Origin of the sequence: Amycolatopsis sp. NBC_00345 (assembly GCF_036116635.1) — a bacterium.
Classification (GTDB): Bacteria; Actinomycetota; Actinomycetes; order Mycobacteriales; family Pseudonocardiaceae; genus Amycolatopsis.
On sequence record NZ_CP107995.1, the window covers coordinates 8,845,148 to 8,864,975 of the forward strand.

The window sequence follows — 19,828 nt, forward strand, 5'->3', positions numbered from 1 at the left end:
AGGACCAGCGGAGGGTCGTTACAGGGAGCGGCCGAGGGCGCGGGCACCGTGTTCTGAATGAGACATGCTTCCAGCGCCGAAGTCCGTTAAGGCCTCCTTACCCGCGTGCGACGCGGGTAAGGAGGCCTTAACGGACTCTCCGGCAAAACAGTCAGAGCTTCGCGGCGGCCGGAATGATGTCGGTCGCGAACTTCTCCAGGAGCTCGAGGCTGGGGACGCCGGGGGCCCAGCCCATGGTGGCCTGGACACCCTGTGTGCTCAGTTTTCCCAGTTCGTCCAGGAGCTGGTTGCTTTTTTCGCCGTTTTCGCCGACGTCCAGCCACAGGGCGACGGTTTTGGTGATGTCGTCGTAGTCGCGGCCCACGTCTTCGCAGTGCTGTTTGAGCACCGCCAGCTTGTGTTCCAGCTCCGGGCCGGGGAAGAGGTTGCAGGCGTCGCCGTACTGGGCGACGTAGCGGAGGGTCTTCTTCTCCCCGCTGCCGCCGATCATGATCGGCGGGTGGGGCGACTGGAGGGTCTGCGGGACGTTCAGCAGCCGTTCGGCGGAGACGTGGGTGCCGGTGAACGGGGCATCCTCGTCCGACCACATCTGGCGGATGTACCGGAGGGCGTCTTCGAGCTGCTCGAAGCGCTCCTTCATGGGCGGGAACCGGAAGCCGAGGCCTCGAGCCTCTTCCTCGTTCCAGCCGGCGCCGATGCCGAGGATCGCGCGGCCGCCGGAGAGCACGTCCAGCGTGGTGACGGCCTTCGCGAGCAGGCCGGGATGGCGGTAGATAACGCCGGTGACCAGCGTGAGCAGCTTGATCCGCTCGGTGTGCCCGGCCAGGTAGCCCAGCGTGGTGTAGGCCTCCAGCATCTCGTGCTCGGGCGGGCCGTAGCGCTCGATCTGGAAGAAGTGGTCCATCACCGACAGGTACTCGAACCCGGCCTGGTCGGCGGCCTTCGCCACCGCCGCCAGGTCGGGGCCGAGCGCGGCCGGGCCGTTCGGCCAGGTCAGCTGCGAGAGGTGCAGCCCCAATTTCATCCGATCTTCTCCGCGGCCGGGATCACGTCCGTGGCGAACTTCTCGATCACGCCCAGGTCCGGCACGCCCGGCGCGGCGCCGATCGCGGCGTCGACGCCGAGGCCGTGCAGCCGCTCCAGCTCGCCGACCAGCTCACCGGCCTTCTCGCCCTTCGGGCCGACGTCCAGCACGTGGTAGACGGTCTTGGTGATCTCGTTGTAGTCGCGGCCCTCGTTCTCGCAGTGCTGCTTGAGCACGTCGAGCTTGTGCTCCAGCTCGGGCGAGTTGAAGAGGTTGCACGCGTCGCCGTACTTCGCGACGAAGCGGAGCGTCTTCTTCTCCCCGCCGCCGCCGACCATGATCGGCGGACGCGGCGACTGGAGCGCCTGCGGCACGTTCAGCAGCCGCTCTGCTTCGAAGTGCTTGCTCGTGAACGGCGCGTCGCCGTCGCCCCACATCTGCAGGATGTACTGGAGGTTCTCCTCCAGCAGTTCGAAGCGCTCCGCGGTGGGCGGGAACGGGAAGCCGAGGCCCTTCGACTCCTCCTCGTTCCAGCCGGCGCCGATGCCGAGGATCGCGCGGCCGCCGGAGAGCACGTCGAGCGTCGTGACGGCCTTCGCGAGCAGACCCGGGTGGCGGTAGAGCACACCGGTGATCACGGTGAGCAGCTTGGCGCGCTCGGTGTGCGCGGCCAGGAAGCCCAGCGTCGTGTAGGCCTCGAGCATGTCGTTTTCGGTCGGCCCGACATTGCGGATCTGGAAGAAGTGGTCCATCACGGCGAGGTACTCGAACCCGGCCTGATCGGCCGCGCGGGCCACGGCGGCGAGGTCGGCACCCAGCTTCGGGGCGCCGCCCGCCCAGGTGAAGTCAGGAATCTGCAGTCCAAGTTTCATGTCATCAACCGTATACCTGGAGTTACACCATCTGACCGAATCAGAAATCGCGCACGATGGAAACGGTGCCGTGTAAGGGATCCGTCACGTAGACGGCGCGCGAGCGCTGGTCCACCGCGACGTCTCCGGGGTTCACGCCGAGGTTCAGTTCACCGTTCAGCACGCCGGCTTTGCCGTCTACGCGCGACAACCCGTTCTGCCCGCCGTTGGTGTACACGGTTTCCGTGCCCTGGTACACGGTGACCGACGAGGCCTCGCTGCCCAGCAGGACGGTCTTGCTCTGCACCCGCGTCATTCCGTCCACAATGGACATGTTGTGGATCGCCGAGTTGGCCACGAACACCGTGCCGCTCGCCTCGTGCACGGCGACGCCGGTGGGGGACTGGCCGACGGCGGTGCTGCCGGTGAACTTCCCGGAGTCGAGGTCGAACACCTCGACCGAGTTCGTGCCGGGGCTGGTGCAGTAGGCGATCCGCCGCCCGGTGTCGAGCGCGATGCCGCCCAGGCCCGGCTTCGGCGCGGGCACGATCGTCTGCGTGGTGAGGCTGACCCCGTCGAGGATCGCGAGCGTGCCGGTGGCGCCGCTGACCGCGTAGACCTTGTTGGCCCGCGAGTCCACCGCCAGGCTGGACGCCCCGGCGCCCGCGCCGACGACGCTCACGGTCGCGTGGCTCTGCGCGTCGATCGCGAGGACGGTGCCGCCCGGCGGGTTGGCGACGTACACGCGGTTCGTGGCCGGGTCCACGGCGACGTCGCTGGGCGCGCCGCCCACCGGGATGGCGGCGATCAGCCGCGCACTGCCCGGGTCGAGCACGGCGACCGAGCCGGACGTCGCGTCCGTGACGTACACCAGCCCCGTGACCGGGTTCACCGCCACGGCCGAGGGCGCGCCCCCGACGTCGACCACCCGCACCTGCTCCGCCCACGCGGGCCTGGCCAGCACGGCCGTGGCCGCACCCGCCGTGACCAGCGCGAACAGTCCACGCCGGGTCAGCCGCCCGGTCGATTCCGGACCCCGCATCGCCCACCTCCGCCGGAGGATGATCGGTTGGGATAGCGGCTCGACCCTAACCCGGGCGACGATCATGTGAAGGAACTTCGAGTCCCCCGATGGCGTTGTTTCCGGTGGGAAACCACCATTGATAGCGGACGGAGGCGAGACGCGCGTGCACAAGCACCAGAACGGGTTGAAGACGGCACTGCTGCTCGGCCTGCTGTCGGCGATCATCATCGTGATCAGCGGGTTCTTCGGCCGCGGCGCGCTGGTCATCGGCCTGCTGCTGGCGCTCGGCGTGAACGGCTTCGCCTACTTCAACTCCGACAAGATGGCTCTGCGCGCGATGCACGCGCGGCCCGTTTCGGAGGTCGAGCAGCCCGCGATGTACCGGATCGTGCGCGAGCTGGCGACGCACGCGCGCCAGCCGATGCCGGCGTTGTACATCAGCCCGACGGTCGCGCCGAACGCGTTCGCCACCGGCCGCAGCCCCCAGCACGCGGCCGTCTGCTGCACCACGGGCATCCTCGACCTGCTGGACGAGCGCGAGCTGCGCGCGGTGCTGGGCCACGAGCTGTCACACGTCTACAACCGCGACATCCTGATCTCCTGCGTCGCCGGCGCGCTGGCCGGCGTGATCACCGTGCTGGCGAACGTGGCGATGTTCTTCGGCGGCTTCGGCGGCGGCAACAGCCGCGAGGGCAACCCCTTGGTCTCGCTCCTGCTGATCCTGGTGGGCCCCATCGCGGCGGCGGTGGTCAAGATGGCCGTCAGCCGCTCCCGCGAGTACCAGGCGGACGCGTCGGGCGCCCAGCTGACCGGCGACCCGCTCGGCCTGGCGTCCGCGCTGCGCAAGCTGGAGCGCGGCACGCGCGCGGCCCCGCTGATGCCGGAGCCCGCGGTCGTCTCCCAGTCCCACCTGATGATCGCGAACCCGTTCCGCCCGGGCGAAGGCCTGTCGAAGCTGTTCTCCACCCACCCGCCGATCGAAGACCGGATCCGCCGGCTGGAGGAGATGGCGCGGGGCCGCTCGTGAGTCCGGCACTGCCGCCGAGTCCCTGAAGGCCACCATGAGGGCAGATCCGACCCTCATGGTGGCCTTCAGGGCGCATCAGTCAGCCGAGGGCGCCCGCGGACCGCGCCACGGACATCACGTACTCGCCGTAACCGGACTTGGCCAGCTTCGTGCCCAGCGCGTAACACTCGTCCGGGCTGATGAACCCCATCCGGAGCGCGATCTCCTCCAGGCAGGCGATCCGCACGCCCGTCCGGTGCTCCAGCACCTGCACGAACTGCCCGGCCTCCAGCAGGGAGTCGTGCGTGCCCGTGTCGAGCCAGGCGAAGCCACGGCTCAGCTCGATCAGGTTCGCGCGATTCTGGCGCAGGTAAGTGAGGTTGACGTCGGTGATCTCGAGCTCGCCGCGCTTCGACGGCTTGAGGTTGCGCGAGATGTCGACGACCTCGTTGTCGTAGAAGTACAGCCCGGTGATCGCGTTGTTGGAGCGCGGCTTCTCGGGCTTCTCCTCAATGGACAGCAGGCGCCCGTTCTCGTCGACCTCGCCGACGCCGTAGCGCTCGGGGTCCTTCACCTGGTAGCCGAACAGCACGCAGCCGTCGAGGTCGGTGGCCGCGCTCCCCAGCGTGGTGGAGAAGCCCTGGCCGTAGAAGATGTTGTCGCCGAGGACCAGCGCCACGGACTCGTCGCCGACGAAGTCCGCGCCGATCACGAACGCCTCCGCCAGCCCGTTGGGGCTGGGCTGCTCGGCGAACGAGAACGACAGCCCGTACTGGCTGCCGTCACCGAGCAGCCGGCGGAAGTTCGGCAGGTCGGACGGCGTCGAGATGATCAGGATCTCCCGGATCCCGGCCAGCATCAGCACCGAGATCGGGTAGTAGATCATCGGCTTGTCGTAGACCGGGAGCAGCTGCTTCGACACGGCCTGGGTGATCGGGTGCAGGCGCGTCCCGCTGCCCCCGGCCAGCACGATGCCCTTCATTCCCGCTCCTCGCCTCGTCCGTATTTCACCGTACCGAGTGAGTGTGCCGTGACCCGCTCGAGCCTGGGCACAGGGGGCGCGAACAGCGGGTTCAGGGCATCGGGCCCTTGCCGAAGTACGCCTTGCAGCCGGAGTCGTACTGCGTGGCGACTTCCAGCACGCCCTTCCCGTCGTCCACCGGCAGCAGCGTGGACGAGTAGTTGGGGCAGAAGTTGTTGTAGATGCCGGTGATGAGGATGGGGGCGGGCGCCTCGTACCAGTTGCCCGCGCCGAGGTTGTCGTTCACCAGCAGGACCTGGCCGTTCTTCGCGGCCACCGGCGTGCCGCCCGCGTCGGTGTAGATCTGGCCGACCATCACCAGCCGCACGCCGTGGGGGCCGCCGGGGAAGAGCGTGACCGTCTGGGCGTGCTGGAAGTAGTCGCCGTTCGCGGTGGTCACGCGGGTGCCCGGATCGGCCGGATCGCCCCAGTTCGCGCCGTCCGAGGAGATCTTGTAGTACGGGTCGCAGTAGCGGTCGCCGTAGTTGCAGATCTCGTAGCTGAACCAGTAGCGGCCGTCGGGCAGCCGCCGGACGATCGGCATGCCGGGGCGCACCCGGTCCGGCGGGATGGCCAGGGTGACCTGCTTGGTGCCCCAGTGGACGCCGTCGGTGGTCGCGACGCGGTTGATCACCTGCGCGTACTTCGGCGCCTGCGTTTCGTCGGCGTAGTTCACCCAGAGCGTGCCGCCCGCGTCGACGTTGAACTCCGGTTCCCAGATGCCGTCGTGGTTGTGTGAGCGGGCGGCCTCGGAGAGGAACGTCCAGGTGTGGCCGCCGTCGCGGCTCGCCCAGACCTTGATGCCGATGCGCCGCTGCGCGCCCGCGTCCTGGCGGTAGCTGGCGCCCCAGAGCAGCGTCCCGGGCCGGAGCGCGCCGACGCGCTGGGGCAGCTCGTAGAGCGTTCCGCAGCATTCGCCGAGCTTGCCGTCGGGGTCGCGGACCTCGCCGATCTTGTGGAAGCTCGCGCCCTCGTCGGTGCTCTCCATGATCGGCGTGAACTTGCCGCCGCCGTCCTCGCTGGTCAGCGCCGCGAGGATGTGGCCGCGGCCGAACGCCGAGTACTGCAGCCGCACCAGCCGCGGGTACGAGCCGAAGCCGTCCACCAGTGGCTGTTTGTCGACCACGGCGGACGCGGGCGTGAGGCTCGCGGCGACCACCACCAGCGAGGTGAGGAACGCGATCAAGGGGGTGGCACGGCGCATCCTGAACCTTTCTCACAACGGCGGCGCGATTACACCACGCACACGGCGGCGAATCGGGTCTCGCCGCCACGCCTCCGCAGGTCGGCGCCGGGATTCCACTCTTCCGAGGGGTTTGAGCGGCGCCACCGGGTGAGCGATTCGGTAACGCGCGGTCAAAGGGTGACGAAAGATCGCTTGAGGGCCGGTGCCTCGGCCCACGAGGGGAATTGAGTGATGACTGGTTTCGTCGGGCGCGTCGCGCTCGGGCTGACGGGCGCCCTGGCGGCGGCCGCGCTGGTGGGCTGCTCCGTCCAGCCGTCCGGCTGGGGCGTGATCATGGACCAGGCCCACGCGCCGGTGTCCGCGCCGTCGTCGTCGGCCCCGCCGCCGCGCCCGGTGGAGGCGCCGACGGAGACGCACCAGGGCAAGGGCAACGGCAGCATCACGCTGACCTGGCCCGCGGAGGTGGCCGGCTATCTGACGTTCGACTGCCCGCACTGCTCGTCCAACGTCGTCGTCAACACCGACGGTGACGAGGGCCTGCTGATCAACGCCATCGGCAAGTACCACGGCACGGTGTGGTTCAACGTCTCCGACCGCGGCAAGCCGTCGCGCACCTTCACCGTGAGCGCGAACTCCTCGTGGACGGCCACGATCACCGACCACCGCGCCCTCCCGACCGCCGAGGCGGCCACCCCGTACGAGGGCAAGGGCGATGCCGTACTGAAGGTGCCCGCGGGCGTCACCCACGGCACCTTCAAGACCGACTCGGACGGCCACTCCGCGGTCTGGGTCCAGGGCGGCGGCACGATGGACTTGGCGGTCAACCAGATCGGCGCGACGACGGTGACCTTCGACGTTCCCGGTCCGACCCTGGTGGCGGTGGAGGCTTACGACGCGAAGTGGACTTTCACGGCGTCGTGAGGTCAGGCTTGGGTTTCACGCGTCGCGGACAACCGTGGCGTGAGCCGCGACGACCTTCCACCCGTTGTGCCCATCAGGAATCCAGGTCCGGGTGTACCGCATCCGCGCGGCCAACGGCTGCCCGTCGATGGTCGCTTCGAGCGTCCCGAGAAACCAGGTGACGCCAACGTGCGCGGTGGCGAACACCTGAAGCTCCTCTTCCTCGACCCGGCTCACCACCTGCCGCCCGCTCGCGTGCGCGCGCAGGTCGTCCTGCTTGGAGGAGAGGCTCCCGTCGGGCCCGGTGAACCGCATGGAGTCGTCGATCAGCTCACCCAGCACCCCGACATCGGAGGCAAGCTGCGCGGCTTGCAGACGCCGCTCGGCCACGCGGAGGCTTTCTTCTGTCATATGCCCGACCCTCGCAGCCGGCCCCCGGTGGCGTCACGGGATTCCGCTCTCGGCGGACCTGCTGGAAGCGAACCCGTCGTCACCGGTACCGGATTTCCACCGGCCACCCTCGACCTCGTTCGCTCAGCCGTCTCCGTGCTTCACGGTGTGGATATCGCCCTCTGACATCGTGTTCTTCGTGCGTTGTACCAATTGCTCAAGGAGCCGTTGCGGCGCGACATTTTGCAACGTTTCGTCTGAAAGAAGTGGTCCGGCAATGGAAAGTTTTTCGATCGAGGCAATCAGGACCTCTTCGATGCCGGACACGCGCTCTTCGAGGCTGCTACTGGTAGCGGCATCGGCGGCCGGTTGCTGTGTAAGTGCGCTCTCGACGAGGCGTCGGATCCAAGCGGTCGGCTTGACTTTGTCCAACTCCGCGGCGCGCCGCACCTGATCCATCACTGACTTCGGAAGCCGGATGGAGGTGGAGATCATCGGATCTTCGACGACGTCAGTCTCCCACTGCCCTGCCGCCATCTCGTCGGCGAAATCGTGCGATTCGGCGTACTGTGCCATCTCATTGATCTTGTTGGACATCTGTTTCACCTCGCCCTTTTGCGGAAGTTGCGTCGTTCCTGATCTGACATGTCCCGTGCTGTGACCACGTACATGCGGCCATCGAGTGCTTCTGCCGGCACCACGAGCAAGTGTCGACGACCTGCTCAACCTCGTCCGGCACGATGCCGTGACGTGAGATGTGCTCCTCGTTGTCGTCTGTCCAACAGATCTCTCTCACGTTCGATCGTAGCACGTTGTGGCACGATGTGTTCACTGAGAGGCTCTGCCGGTTGTACCGACGTCGCACCCACGGGCACCCGACAACGGATACCCGCAGGTCAACGTCCAACGATCAGCGGTAGTTAGTGAACTGCAGCGCGATCTCGAAGTCCTCGCCCTTCAGCAGGGCGATCACGTCCTGCAGCTGGTCCTTCTTCTTGCCGGACACGCGCAGCTGGTCGCCCTGGATCTGGGCCTGGACGCCCTTCGGGCCTTCGTCGCGGATGAACTTCGCGATCTGCTTGGCCTTGTCGGAGGCGATGCCCTGGAGGATCTTGCCGCCGACCTTGTAGATCTTGCCCGACAGTGCGGGCTCGTCCGCCTCGAAGGCCTTCAGGGAGATGCCGCGTTTGATCAGCTTCTCCCGGAAGACCTCGATCGCCGCGAGCGCGCGCTCCTCGGTCTCCGATTCGAAGGTGACGGCCTCCTCGCCGGCCCAGCTGATGGTGGTGCCGGTGCCCCGGAAGTCGAACCGGGTGCCGAGTTCCTTGCTCGCCTGGTTCAGGGCGTTGTCCACCTCCTGGCGGTCGACCTTGCTCACCACGTCGAAAGACGGATCCGCCACGTGTCCTCACACCTCGTACTCGCTCGTCAGGGGCCACCAGCCTAGCCCCTGCCCCAGGCGCGGGTATCCCGGTTGACCCCCGCCGGGGCCGGTTGGGTATCCTTCTCCATGGCTGGTTCGTCCGGCCATGGCGAGTTGCCCGAGCGGCCAAAGGGATCTGACTGTAAATCAGACGGCTCAGCCTTCGGGGGTTCGAATCCCTCACTCGCCACACCAGCGGGAAAGCCCCGGTGACCAGTACGAACAGGTCGCCGGGGCTTTCTTGTGCCGCCTGGAGGTGTCCGGGTGTTCCCGGACCGGATGGCCCTCCACGCCGTGTCTCATGTGGACAGTAAGAAGCCCCGTTCGCGTAGCGTGTGCCGCGGTCACGAAAGCCGCCCCGGAGGTTCACGAAATGCATGCGACGGTCCGCACGCCCGCCGGTGTCACGCTCGGGGTCGAGCGCTTCGGCGACGCGGCGGCGCCCCTCGTGCTGCTCGCGGGCGGCACGACCATGCTCTCCTGGCCCGACGCGCTCTGCGAGGCGCTCGCGCGCGGCGGACGTCACGTGGTGCGCTACGACCTGCGTGACTCCGGCACATCGACGACCGTCGACCCCGAGGCGCCGGAGTACACGTTGCGCGCCCTCGCCGCCGACGCCGCCGCGCTCGTCCGCGAACTCGGCGACGGGCCGGCGCACCTGGCGGGCATCGGCGTCGGCGGGATGGTCGCCCAGGTCGCCGCGCTTGATCACCCGGACGCGTTCTCGGCCCTCACCCTCGCCGGGACGCGGCCCGTCGCACCGGGACCGGTCGACGACGATCTGCCCGAACACGACGCGGCGACGATGGCGCGGCGGTTCGCGCTCCCGATGCCCGAGTGGTCCGATCGCGCTGCCGTGGCGGAGTACGCCGCCGCCGGCGCGGAGGTCCTCGGCAACGACCCGGCCACGGCACGCGCGACGGCCGGGCGCGTCTTCGACCGCACACCGGGCACGGATCCCGCGGTCCAGATGGCCAACCAGCTGGGCATGGTGTTCTCCAAGCTCGACTGCAAGCCGCGCTGGCGCGAGCGCTTGCCCGAAATAACCACACCGGCGCTCGTGGTGCACGGCCGTCGCGACCCCTTCTTCCCGGTCGGCAACGGCGAAGCACTCGCGCGCGAGATCCCCGGCGCGCGGCTGCTCGTCCTCGAACAGGCCTCGACCGCGATCCCCGACGCGGCCGCCGACGAGGTCGCCGAGGCGATGCTCGCGCTATAAGGAAGAGGCCCCCGCTCCGGAGAACGGGGGCCTCGAAACCGAACAGCTCACGCAGCCTGGCGCACCGCCGTGGAGGCCGGGCTCAGCGCCAGGTCCAGCACCTCACGGACGTTCGCCACGGCGTGGACGTCCAGCTGCGACAGGACTTCGGCCGGGACGTCGTCCAGGTCGGGCTCGTTGCGCTGCGGGATGATGACCGTCTTCATGCCCGCGCGGTGGGCCGCCAGCAGCTTCTGCTTCACGCCGCCGATCGGGAGGACGCGCCCGGTCAGGGAGACCTCGCCGGTCATCGCCACGTCGGCGCGGACCACGCGGCCCGACAGCAGCGACGCGAGCGCCGTTGTCATCGTCACGCCGGCCGAGGGGCCGTCCTTCGGCACCGCGCCCGCGGGGACGTGGACGTGGATGCCGCGGTCCTTCAGGTCACTCACCGGCAGCTCCAGCTCCGCGCCGTGCGAACGCAGGTAGGACAGCGCGATCTGCACCGACTCCTTCATCACTTCGCCGAGCTGGCCCGTCAGCTGCAGGCCCGTCGCGCCGCTTTCCGGATCGGACAGCGAGGCCTCGATGTAGAGGACGTCACCACCAGCACCCGTCACCGCGAGACCCGTCGCGACGCCCGGCAACGCTGTGCGCTGCGTCGACGCCGGCAGCGACGACTCCGGCACGTGCCGCGGGCGGCCCAGGTATGCCTCCAAATCGTTGGCGTCCAAGGAAACCGGCAGCAAAAGCTCGTCGAGCGCCACCTTCGTCGCGATCTTGCGCAGCACCTTCGCGATGGTCCGGTTCACGTCGCGCACGCCCGCCTCGCGGGTGTACTCGGCGGCGATCCGGCTGTACGCCTCGTCGGTCAGCACCACTTCGCCCGGCTTGATGCCGGCGCGCTCCAGCTCACGCGGCAGCAGGTGGTCGCGTGCGATGGTCACCTTCTCGTGCTCGGTGTAGCCGTCCAGCGTGACCAGCTCCATGCGGTCGAGCAACGGGCCGGGGATGGTCTCCAGCGCGTTCGCCGTCGCCAGGAACACGACGTCGGACAGGTCCAGCTCCACCTCGAGGTAGTGGTCGCGGAACGTGTGGTTCTGCTCCGGGTCCAGCACCTCCAGCAGGGCGGCCGTCGGGTCGCCGCGGTAGTCGGCGCCGACCTTGTCGATCTCGTCGAGCAGCACGACCGGGTTCATCGAGCCGGCCTCCTTGATGGCCCGCACGATGCGGCCGGGCAGCGCGCCGACGTACGTGCGCCGGTGGCCGCGGATCTCTGCCTCGTCCCGGATTCCGCCGAGGGCGACCCGGACGAACTTGCGGCCCATGGCCCGCGCGACGGACTCGCCCAGCGACGTCTTGCCGACCCCGGGAGGACCGGCGAGTGCGAGCACGGCGCCCGAACGCCGTCCACCCACCGGGCCGAGACCGGACTCCGCGCGGCGCTTGCGCACGGCCAAGTACTCGATGATGCGTTCCTTGACGTCGTCGAGGCCCGCGTGGTCCGCGTCGAGCACGGCGCGCGCGGCGGCGATGTCGTAGACGTCCTCCGTGCGCTCGTTCCACGGCAGCTCCAGCACCGTGTCGAGCCACGTGCGGATCCAGCCGCCCTCGGGCGACTGCTCGGAGGTGCGCTCCAGCTTGTCGACCTCGGCCAGCGCGGCCTTCTTCACGTTGTCGGGCAGTTCGGCGGCCTCGACGCGGGCGCGGTAGTCGTCGTCCTCGGCGGTGCCGTCGAGCTCGCCCAGCTCCTTGCGGATCGCTTCGAGCTGGCGGCGCAGCAGGAATTCCTTCTGCTGCTTCTCCATGCCATCGGCGACGTCCTTGCGGATGGTGTCGGTGACCTCCAGCTCAGCGAGGTACTCGCGGCTCCATTCAAGGGCCTTCTCGAGCCGGGCGCTGACGTCGAGCGCGTTCAGCAGCTCGATTTTCTGGTCGGTGTTCAGGTACGGCGCGTTGCCGGACAGGTCGGCGACCGCGGACGGCTCCTCGATCTGCTGGACGGCGTCGATCATCTGCCAGCCGCCGCGCTGCTGCAGCACGGAGATCACCACGGCCTTGTACTCGGCGGCGAGCTTGGCGGAACGGTCGTCGGTGGTCTCGGCCGCGTCGTCGGCGTGGACCCAGCGGGCCGCGCCGGGACCGTCGGCGATGCGGCCGACGACCGCGCGGCCGGTGCCGCGCAGCAGGACGGCGGCCTTGCCACCGGGGACCCGGCCCACACGCTCGACGGTCGCGACGGTGCCGAGCCCGGCGTACTCGCCGTGGACACGCGGCACGATCAGGACCTCGGCCTTGGCGGCCGCGCCGGAGTGGATGCCGGGGAAGGACGCCGTCGCGGGCGTCTTGGCCTGGGCGGACTCCACCGCGGCCCGGGTCTCGGCGTCGGTGAGGTCGAGCGGGACCACCATGCCCGGCAGCACGACGTCGTCATCGAGCGGGAGCACGGGCAGGAGGCGGGTGTCGGTCATGTGCACTCCTCGGGTAGTTGAGTCTGCTCTGCTCAACTCTCCGATGGGCCGGTTTGTTTCCGAAGGAGTGTTCGCTGGGAGCGATCGGAGGAAGGTCGCTGCGCGCCTGCGTACCGATCAGGCCGGCCGCCGCGCGACCGCGCACCAGGCGAACGGCCGGGTCTCGGCTTCCACCGCCGAGACCGACTGCTCCGGGCGCCAGTCCGGCAGCGCCGTCATCCCCGGCTCCAGCAGGGGCCAGCCGCCGAACCACGGCAGGATCTCCCCGGCCGAGCGGAGGTACGCGGGGTTCGAGGTGTCGCGGTAGGCGTCGACGAAACGGCGGACTTCCGCGGCGCGCTCGGGCGGCGCGTCTTCGGTGCAGGTGCCGTGCGTCACGGCCAGCCAGGACCCCGGCGCGAGCTTCGCGCGGTAGGTGGCCATCAGGCCGTCGGGGTCGTCGTCCGGGCCGATGAAGTGCAGGACGGTGATCATCAGCAGGCAGACGGGCTCCGACCAGTCGATCAGCCGCTGCGTGGTCTCGTCGGCGAACACCGCCGCCGGGTCGCGGATGTCGCGCTGCGCCAGGCCGGCCCAGTCCGTGGCCTCCTCGCGCTCGAGGATGAGGGTCGAGTGCGCGGCCGCCACGGCCTCGTAGTCCACGTAGACGACCGCGGCGGGCTCGTCGGCGGGCAGCCGGTCGGAGACGATCTCGTGCACGTTGCCCGCGGTCGGCACGCCGGAGCCGAGGTCGACGAACTGCCGGATGCCCGCGTCCAGCGCGGCCTCGACCACGCGGTTCATGAACGCCCGGTTCTGCCGCGAAATCGGCCGGATCAGCGGCCAGACCTTCTCCACCCGGCGGCCGAACTCGCGGTCGACGGCCCAGTTCTGCGAACCGCCCAGGTACCAGTCGTAGACCCGGGCCGCGGACGGCTTGTCGATGTCGACGCCGGCCGGGACCTCGTCCGCGGTCATGCCGACGGCTTCTCCGCGACCGCGCACCAGGCGAACGGCCGGGCCTCGGCCTCGACCGCGTTCAGCTCTCGCTCCGGGCGCCAGTCCGGCAGGTGCGTGATGCCCGGGTCCAGCAGCGGCCAGCCGCCGAACAGCGGCTCGATCTCGTCGCGGTCGCGCAGCCACATCGGGTTGCTGGTCTTGCGGTACTGCTCGACGAGCCAGCGCAGGCCGTCCAGCGCCGGGCCGCTGCCGTCGCCCTCGCTCATCTGCGAAATGGCGAGCCAGCTGCCGGGCGCGAGCGCGTCACGGTAGGCCTTGACCATGCCCTCCGGGTCGTCGTCCGGGCCGACGAAGTGCAGCACCGCCATCATCATCAGGCAGACCGGCTGGTCGAAGTCGATCAGCTCGCGGGTGGTCTCGGCGCGCAGCACCGTCCGGGGCTTGCGCATGTCCGCCTGGAGGACGCCGGCCCAGTCGGTGGCCGCCGCATCTTCGAGGATCAGCGTGGCGTGCGCGACGGCGACCGGCTCGTAGTCGACGTACACCACGGTCGCGTGGTCCTCGTCGCCCAGCTCGGCCTCGATCACCTCGTGCACGTTGCCCGCCGTCGGCACGCCGGAGCCGAGGTCGACGAACTGCCGGATGCCGGCCGCGAGCGCCGCCTGCACCACGCGGTTCATGAACTCGCGGTTCTGCTTCGCCCCCGGCTTCACCAGCGACCACTGCCGCTCGGCCTTCCGGCCGAACTCGCGGTCGACGGCCCAGTTCTGCTTGCCCCCGAGGAACCAGTCGTAGATCCGGGCCGCCGACGGCTTCTCGGTGTCCACGCCCTCCGGCGCTCTCGGTGCGGCATCCGGCTGCTCGGTCACGTCGACGACTCCCCTCGTCCGGCCACTACAGCCAGCCTAGTCAGGGGAGCCGTCACGGTCAGCCGCCAGGCGCGCCGGGGGAACCGCTCGTCGCGGGCGTCTTCAGCGGGCCGCGGGCCGCCGCTGCCAGCCCGTCCACAGCGGACGGTAGCCCTGGGCGTACCAGAACGGCGTCGAGCGCGGGTTGGCCAGCGCGTGGTGCAGGAGGACGACGTCGGCGCCCGCCTCGTCGAAGACCTGGTGCGCGTGGGCCGCCAGCGCGGTGCCGACGCCGGCCGAACGCGCCGCCTCGGCGACCGCAAGAGAAGAGAGGTACCCGACGCGCGAGGCGGCGACGCGGTGCTTGATCCACGAAGTCTCGTCCGGCATCTGCAGCACGGCCATGCCCAGCGGCTGGCCGTAGAGCTCCGCGATCCACACCTGCGGCTCCGGCCGTTCCAGCTGGCGCAGCAGCTCCTTCGACACCACTTCCTCGGCGCCGGGCCGCACCGTGACCCGGCCGAACTGCGCGTCGTAGCGCTGCAGTTCCAGCATCAGGCCGACGGCCGTGTCCAGGTCGTCCGGAGTCGCGTGGCGGATGCAGACGCCGGGGGTCGCGGCCGGGCCGGGGGCGGCCATGCGCTGGGCCGGGCGGACCGCGATCACGCCGGCCGGCGCGAAGCCGTGGCGCAGGAGTTCGGCGGTGCCGGCGGTGTCTCGGCTGGGCCGGGAGAGCACCGCTGCGCATTCGGGGTCCCCCGGGCGGGCGAGGGTCCGCAGGTGTTCATCCCATTGAGTGAGCAGGACGTCCAGCGCGGCCGCGGGGGCGGGTCCGGCGAGCTGGATCTCGAGCCGGTGCTCGGCCAGCGCGCGCCAGATGGACTGGGGGCTGTCGGCGCCCAGCTCGGTGTGCGTGGCCAGTCCGGCCGCGCTGGTGTCGCCGACCTGGGCGGACAGGAGAGTGGTGTCCCCATTGACCTCGAAGGGGAGTGGCGCGGGAAGCAAGGCGTCCACCGTGGCGATCCGCGCCGCGTGTCCGGTGGCAGTCACGTCGTTGTGCATGACTTCTATTGTCGCCCTGCTCGTCCCGGCAGAACCCCTGAACACACCCCACAGCGCCCGAAGGGCCCGGATCAGAGCCGAACGGGGCGTTTCACTCCTTGGTCCACGCAGGTCAGCGCCACAACCCCATTGTTAACCCTGGGGTGATCTCCTACTGTCTCGAAAGGGACACGGGTACGCCCTACGGGGTACGGTATTGCCCTTGTCCACACCTGACGTCACTGATCGAGCGCGACCGGTTGGGCAGCCGGGAAGGAAGGTCGGATGCCGGACACGAACGGCAGGCCCGATGCCGCCACCGGAGCGGGGCAGGGCAGGGGCGGCGCCGGTTCGCCGACCTTGACCGAGGCCCGGACGGACGAGCGCCGGTTCCGCGTCTACACCTTCGCCGTGCTGAGCCTCGGGCTCGTCGCCGCGCTCGCGGTCAGCACGTGGCTCCCGTTCCACGGCTCGGCCAAGCTGTGGTGGATCGGCCCGGTCCTCGCGCTCGCCTTCCTGCTCGCCGAGCAGCTGGGCATCAACGTCGACGTGCGCAGCGGCATCTCGTGGACGATCTCGTTCACCGAAATTCCGCTGGTAATCGGTTTCTTCGTGGCGCCGTTCGAGGTCGTGCTGGCCGCGCACCTGGTCGCGGGCATCGGCACGCTGCTGGCCCGCAAGGTGTCCGGCCGTGTCCTCTACAACGCGGGCGCGTTCCTGCTGGAGATCACCGGCGCCTTCGCCGTGGCCGGGCTGGTGAAGCAGGCGATCGGCGGCGGCGAGACCATGCCGTGGGTCGCCGCGCTCGCCGGCACGCTGACCGCGCCGCTGGTCAGCACGCTGCTGGCGCTCGCCGCCGTGCGCGTGCTGCGCCGCCGGATGCGCGTGAGCACGGCGATCCGGCTCACCGGCCGCATCCTGGTGGTCGGCTTCGTGAACGCGTCGGTGGGCCTGTCCGGCTACCTCGTCATCTCGAACACCCCGCAGGCCTGGCCGCTGGTGCTGGCCGTCTTCCTCGGCCTGACCGCGCTGTACTGGGCTTATTCCGACCTGCTGCGCGAGCAGCGGGACATGGAGGCGCTGTCCGACGTGAGCCTGATGGTCGCGCGCTCGGGCCAGCAGGCCGCCGCGCGCCCGGCCAGCCGTGCCGACGAACTCGTGGGCGGCGTCGACGTGCGCGAGTGGGCCACCATCGCCGAGCGGATCAAGGACCAGCTCGCCGCCGGGCGGGTGGTCCTGCGGCTGCGGCTGGAGGCTAAGGACACGATGCGCGTGGTCGTGGCCGGCGACGAGCTGCCGGTCCCCGACCCGGCCGCCGAGGACCCGCTGCTGCGCCTGCCCGGCGCGCACGTCCGCCACTTCCGCATCACCGAGGCCAATCCCGACGTCCGGGCCGCGCTGCTCGACCGCGGCGCGCAGGAGGCGCTCGTGGTGCCGCTGCGCACCGGGAACCAGCTGCTCGGCGTCGTCGAGGCGCACGACCGGCTGTCGCGCTGGCGGGGCTTCGGCAAGTACGACGTGCAGCTGCTCGGCACGATGGCCAGCCACCTCGCGACCTCGCTCGACAACCGCAGGCTGCTCGCCACGCTGCGCCACGACGCGTACCACGACCCGCTCACCGGGCACCTGAACCGGCCGGGCTTCCAGCAGATCGCGAAGGAGCCGCTGCGCGACTTCGCCGACGCCGTGGTGCTGCGCATCGACCTCGACGTCTTCTCCACTGTCAGTGACGCCCTCGGCTACTCGTGGGCGGACCGGATGGTGATCGCGGCCGGCCGCCGGATCCGCGACGCGCTGGGCCCGGACGTCCCGCTCGCGCGGCTGGAAGGCGCGTCCTTCGCGGCCCTGCTCGTCGGCTGCACGCCGGAGAACGCCCACGCCTCGGCCGAGCGCCTGCGCGTCCAGCTCTCCGCGCCATACCCCGTCGACCGCCTCTCGGTCGAGGCGAACGCCATGATCGGTTACGCCGCCACAACCGCCGAGGAGACCGGCGAGCAGGTCGACGTGGACGGGCTGCTGCAGCGCGCCGACGTCGCCGTCCGCGCCACCCGCGGCGGCGAGGAGGTCCGCGGCTACGCGCCGAGCATGGGCCAGATCTTCCTGCGCCGCTTCCAGCTCGTCACGCAGTTCCGGCAGTCGCTGGAGGACGGGCACGTGTCCGTGCACTACCAGCCGAAGATCTCGCTGCCGAACCGTCAGGTGCAGGGCGTCGAGGCGCTGGTGCGCTGGGTGCACCCGGAGTTCGGCCGGCTCGGGCCGGACGAGTTCGTGCCCGCCATCGAGGCGGCGGGCCTGATCGGGGTGCTGACGTCGTTCGTGCTGGAGGAGTCGCTCAAGCGCGTGCGCAAGTGGCTCGACGAGGGCCTGCGCATCTCCGCGGCGGTGAACCTGTCCGTGCGGAACCTGGCCGACGAGGACTTCCCGGCGAAGGTCCAGCGCGAGCTGGAGCGCTTCGGCATCCCGCCGGAGCTGCTCACGTTCGAGCTGACCGAGTCCGGGGTGATGTCCGACCCGCAGAAGGCGCTGCCGATCCTGCGCGAGCTGCACTCGCTGGGCATCGAGCTGGCCGTGGACGACTTCGGCACGGGCTACTCGTCGCTGGCGTACCTGCGGCAGCTGCCGGTGGACCAGGTCAAGATCGACAAGAGCTTCGTGCTCGGCATGGGCACGGACCTCGGCGACCTCGCCGTGGTGCGCTCGATCGTCGAGCTGGGCCACTCGCTGGGGCTGACGGTGGTCGCCGAGGGCGTCGAGGAGGACGTCGCACGCGACCAGCTGGAGGCGATGGGGTGTGACGTTGCCCAGGGCTACCTGATCTCGCGCCCGCTGCCCGAAGACCGCCTGGAGGCCTGGCTGCAGGCCCGCACGGCGCGGTCGCCGGGACGCCACTCCGAGACCGTCCTGACCCTCCTGACCTGAGGTTTTGACGGTTTCGAGACCCCGGGTGCACGGCCGGGTGAAGCCCCTTGTAATCTTTTCTAGGCTTCAACGAGGCAGGCCCCTTTAGCTCAGTCGGCAGAGCGTCTCCATGGTAAGGAGAAGGTCTACGGTTCGATTCCGTAAAGGGGCTCGTAAGCCTAAGCCGCGATACGTTACTGTGTCGCGGCTTGGGTCGTGTAGGGCGGTGTAGCTCAGTTGGCAGAGCAAGCGGCTCATAATCGCTGTGTCGCCGGTTCAAGTCCGGCCACCGCTACGCGGTAACACTGGGGCTGTTGTCCCCGGACCTAGAGAGAAGGAAACGCTGTGGCTGCCACCGACGTGCGACCCAAGATCACGCTGGCGTGCGAGGAGTGCAAGCACCGCAACTACATCACCAAGAAGAACCGGCGCAACGACCCGGATCGCCTGGAGATGAAGAAGTTCTGCCCGAACTGCGGTACGCACCGGACTCACAAAGAGACCCGCTGACGCGAGCGCGGTTCTTTCCAGCTTGAAGAAGCCGTCCCGGGTGTCCCGGGGCGGCTTCTTGCTGTCCGGCAACGCCCGCCGCGCGCTCCTGCGTGCCGCGACGCCCGTCGGATAGCCTCACCGGGTGCCTTTGGACCAGTCGTTCGCCGGGCGGAGCTATCCGCCCGCCAGCAAGTACGAAGTGAGCCGGGAGAAGATCCGGGAGTTCGCCGACGCGATCGGTGACGACAACCCGTTCTACCGCGACCCCGGGACGGCCCGCGCGGCCGGCTACCCGGACGTGATCGCGCCCCCGACGTTCCTCACCATCCTCAACCTGCCGAAGATCAACGGGATCGTCAGCGACCCGGAGCTCGGCCTGGACTACTCGCGGATGGTCCACGGCGACCAGCGGTTCAGCTACGAGCGCCCGGTGCACGCGGGCGACGTGCTGGAGATCGCGGCGCACATCGACACGATCATGGCCCGCGCCGGCAACGACTTCATCAACCTGCGCTCGGAGATCACCGACGCGGACGGCAAGCTCGTCTGCACCACCCGGGCCCAGCTCGTGGTCCGAGGGGAGGACGCGTGAACGTCGGAGACGAACTGCCCCCGCTCGAGGTCCGCGTCACGCGGGACCAGCTCGTCCGGTACGCGGGCGCCTCGCTGGACTTCAACGCGATCCACTGGAACCAGCGCTTCGCCACCGAGGTCGGCCTCCCGGACGTGATCGCGCACGGCATGCTCACCATGGCGCTGGCCGGCCGCGTGGCCACGGACTGGCTCGGCGACCCGGGCCGGCTGGTGGACTTCAGCGCCCGCTTCACCCGCCCCGTGGTCGTCCCGGACGACGCCGACGGCGCGCTGGTCGAGCTGAGCGGCAAGATCGGCGCGATCTCCGAGGACGGCATCGCGCGCCTCGACCTCGTGGTCAAGTTCGACGGGAAAACGGTGCTGGGCAAGCCCCAGGCGCTAGTCCGCGTCTGAGGCTCAGCTCGCTCCGCCGCCGCCGCCGCCGCACGCCCCGCACGCTCGCCCCGCCGCCGCCGCCGCACACTCGCCCCGCCAACCGGACTCCGCGCCCGGTCGCCGAATGCGCCCCAATGTGGCGTTGGT

At 69.8% G+C, this 19,828-nt stretch carries 19 protein-coding genes and 3 tRNA genes; 10 read left to right on the forward strand and 12 right to left on the reverse strand.

All coding sequences use genetic code 11. The annotated features are described in order from the left end of the window. Nucleotides 1–151: 151 nt before the first annotated feature. The 3 genes from OG943_RS40195 to OG943_RS40205 are packed head-to-tail and all read right to left on the reverse strand — an operon-like array spanning nucleotide 152 to nucleotide 2,917. Nucleotides 152–1,024, reverse strand: coding sequence for an LLM class F420-dependent oxidoreductase (locus OG943_RS40195; protein WP_328606134.1), 873 nt, complete (start codon nucleotides 1,022–1,024; stop codon nucleotides 152–154). Then, nucleotides 1,021–1,896 (reverse strand): LLM class F420-dependent oxidoreductase, encoded by an 876-nt coding sequence (locus OG943_RS40200; protein WP_328606135.1) that lies wholly within the window; start codon nucleotides 1,894–1,896, stop codon nucleotides 1,021–1,023. The genes OG943_RS40195 and OG943_RS40200 overlap by 4 nt, the downstream gene beginning before the upstream one ends. Nucleotides 1,897–1,936: 40 nt before the next feature. Then, nucleotides 1,937–2,917, reverse strand: a complete 981-nt coding sequence (locus OG943_RS40205; RefSeq protein ID WP_328606136.1) for a YncE family protein — start codon at nucleotides 2,915–2,917, stop codon at nucleotides 1,937–1,939. A 145-nt stretch (nucleotides 2,918–3,062) separates the two neighbouring features. On the opposite strand from OG943_RS40205, the gene htpX reads away from it, so the two are divergent. Further along, the gene (gene htpX / locus OG943_RS40210; RefSeq protein ID WP_328606137.1) at nucleotides 3,063–3,926 is read left to right on the forward strand and encodes a zinc metalloprotease HtpX; all 864 of its coding nucleotides are present in this window, start codon (nucleotides 3,063–3,065) and stop codon (nucleotides 3,924–3,926) included. Nucleotides 3,927–4,005: 79 nt separating this feature from the next. Here the strand turns inward: htpX and rfbA are convergent, their stop codons facing one another. Next, entirely contained in the window at nucleotides 4,006–4,887 is an 882-nt protein-coding gene (gene rfbA, locus OG943_RS40215; RefSeq protein WP_328606138.1) for a glucose-1-phosphate thymidylyltransferase RfbA, read from the reverse strand. 91 nt (nucleotides 4,888–4,978) lie between these two features. Next, nucleotides 4,979–6,130, reverse strand: coding sequence for a sialidase family protein (locus tag OG943_RS40220; protein ID WP_328606139.1), 1,152 nt, complete (start codon nucleotides 6,128–6,130; stop codon nucleotides 4,979–4,981). A 213-nt stretch (nucleotides 6,131–6,343) separates the two neighbouring features. Here OG943_RS40220 and OG943_RS40225 point away from each other — a divergent pair, with 213 nt between their 5' ends. Further along, entirely contained in the window at nucleotides 6,344–7,033 is a 690-nt protein-coding gene (locus tag OG943_RS40225) for a hypothetical protein (protein ID WP_328606140.1), read from the forward strand. A 15-nt stretch (nucleotides 7,034–7,048) separates the two neighbouring features. On the opposite strand, the gene OG943_RS40230 is transcribed toward OG943_RS40225, so the two are convergent. From OG943_RS40230 to OG943_RS40240, 3 genes are all read right to left on the reverse strand, one after another. Beyond that, nucleotides 7,049–7,423, reverse strand: coding sequence for a nuclear transport factor 2 family protein (locus OG943_RS40230; protein ID WP_328606141.1), 375 nt, complete (start codon nucleotides 7,421–7,423; stop codon nucleotides 7,049–7,051). A 123-nt stretch (nucleotides 7,424–7,546) separates the two neighbouring features. Then, nucleotides 7,547–7,999 (reverse strand): hypothetical protein, encoded by a 453-nt coding sequence (locus OG943_RS40235; RefSeq protein ID WP_328606142.1) that lies wholly within the window; start codon nucleotides 7,997–7,999, stop codon nucleotides 7,547–7,549. 313 nt (nucleotides 8,000–8,312) lie between these two features. Then, on the reverse strand, nucleotides 8,313–8,804 hold the full coding sequence (locus OG943_RS40240) for a YajQ family cyclic di-GMP-binding protein (protein ID WP_091618448.1): 492 nt from the start codon (nucleotides 8,802–8,804) through the stop codon (nucleotides 8,313–8,315). A 129-nt stretch (nucleotides 8,805–8,933) separates the two neighbouring features. On the opposite strand from OG943_RS40240, the gene OG943_RS40245 reads away from it, so the two are divergent. Further along, nucleotides 8,934–9,015 (forward strand) — tRNA-Tyr (locus OG943_RS40245). Between the two features lie 183 nt (nucleotides 9,016–9,198). After that, on the forward strand, nucleotides 9,199–10,044 hold the full coding sequence (locus tag OG943_RS40250; RefSeq protein ID WP_328606143.1) for an alpha/beta fold hydrolase: 846 nt from the start codon (nucleotides 9,199–9,201) through the stop codon (nucleotides 10,042–10,044). Nucleotides 10,045–10,091: 47 nt separating this feature from the next. On the opposite strand, the gene lon is transcribed toward OG943_RS40250, so the two are convergent. From lon to OG943_RS40270, 4 genes are all read right to left on the reverse strand, one after another. After that, the gene (gene lon, locus OG943_RS40255) at nucleotides 10,092–12,494 is read right to left on the reverse strand and encodes an endopeptidase La (protein ID WP_328606144.1); all 2,403 of its coding nucleotides are present in this window, start codon (nucleotides 12,492–12,494) and stop codon (nucleotides 10,092–10,094) included. A 117-nt stretch (nucleotides 12,495–12,611) separates the two neighbouring features. Then, nucleotides 12,612–13,451 (reverse strand): SAM-dependent methyltransferase, encoded by an 840-nt coding sequence (locus OG943_RS40260; protein WP_328606145.1) that lies wholly within the window; start codon nucleotides 13,449–13,451, stop codon nucleotides 12,612–12,614. Next, the gene (locus OG943_RS40265; RefSeq protein WP_328606146.1) at nucleotides 13,448–14,302 is read right to left on the reverse strand and encodes an SAM-dependent methyltransferase; all 855 of its coding nucleotides are present in this window, start codon (nucleotides 14,300–14,302) and stop codon (nucleotides 13,448–13,450) included. Before OG943_RS40265 ends, OG943_RS40260 begins: the two co-directional genes overlap by 4 nt. Before the next feature lie 102 nt (nucleotides 14,303–14,404). Next, a complete protein-coding gene (locus OG943_RS40270; RefSeq protein ID WP_328606147.1) occupies nucleotides 14,405–15,343 on the reverse strand; it encodes a GNAT family N-acetyltransferase in 939 nt (312 codons plus the stop codon). Nucleotides 15,344–15,607: 264 nt separating this feature from the next. Between OG943_RS40270 and OG943_RS40275 the strand changes: the two genes are divergently transcribed. The 6 genes from OG943_RS40275 (at nucleotide 15,608) to OG943_RS40300 (ending at nucleotide 19,699) form a co-directional block, all read left to right on the forward strand. Continuing rightward, entirely contained in the window at nucleotides 15,608–18,241 is a 2,634-nt protein-coding gene (locus OG943_RS40275; protein WP_328606148.1) for a putative bifunctional diguanylate cyclase/phosphodiesterase, read from the forward strand. Between the two features lie 78 nt (nucleotides 18,242–18,319). Further along, nucleotides 18,320–18,392, forward strand: a tRNA-Thr gene (locus OG943_RS40280). Nucleotides 18,393–18,442: 50 nt separating this feature from the next. Beyond that, nucleotides 18,443–18,515: transfer RNA gene (locus tag OG943_RS40285), tRNA-Met, on the forward strand. A 50-nt stretch (nucleotides 18,516–18,565) separates the two neighbouring features. Beyond that, nucleotides 18,566–18,730 carry a 50S ribosomal protein L33 gene (gene rpmG, locus OG943_RS40290; RefSeq protein WP_020668467.1) on the forward strand — a complete coding sequence of 55 codons (165 nt, stop codon included), beginning with the start codon at nucleotides 18,566–18,568 and terminating at the stop codon, nucleotides 18,728–18,730. Between the two features lie 124 nt (nucleotides 18,731–18,854). Beyond that, nucleotides 18,855–19,304, forward strand: a complete 450-nt coding sequence (locus OG943_RS40295) for a MaoC family dehydratase N-terminal domain-containing protein (protein ID WP_328606149.1) — start codon at nucleotides 18,855–18,857, stop codon at nucleotides 19,302–19,304. Beyond that, nucleotides 19,301–19,699 carry a MaoC family dehydratase gene (locus tag OG943_RS40300; protein WP_328606150.1) on the forward strand — a complete coding sequence of 133 codons (399 nt, stop codon included), beginning with the start codon at nucleotides 19,301–19,303 and terminating at the stop codon, nucleotides 19,697–19,699. The genes OG943_RS40295 and OG943_RS40300 overlap by 4 nt, the downstream gene beginning before the upstream one ends. Nucleotides 19,700–19,828 lie beyond the last annotated feature (129 nt).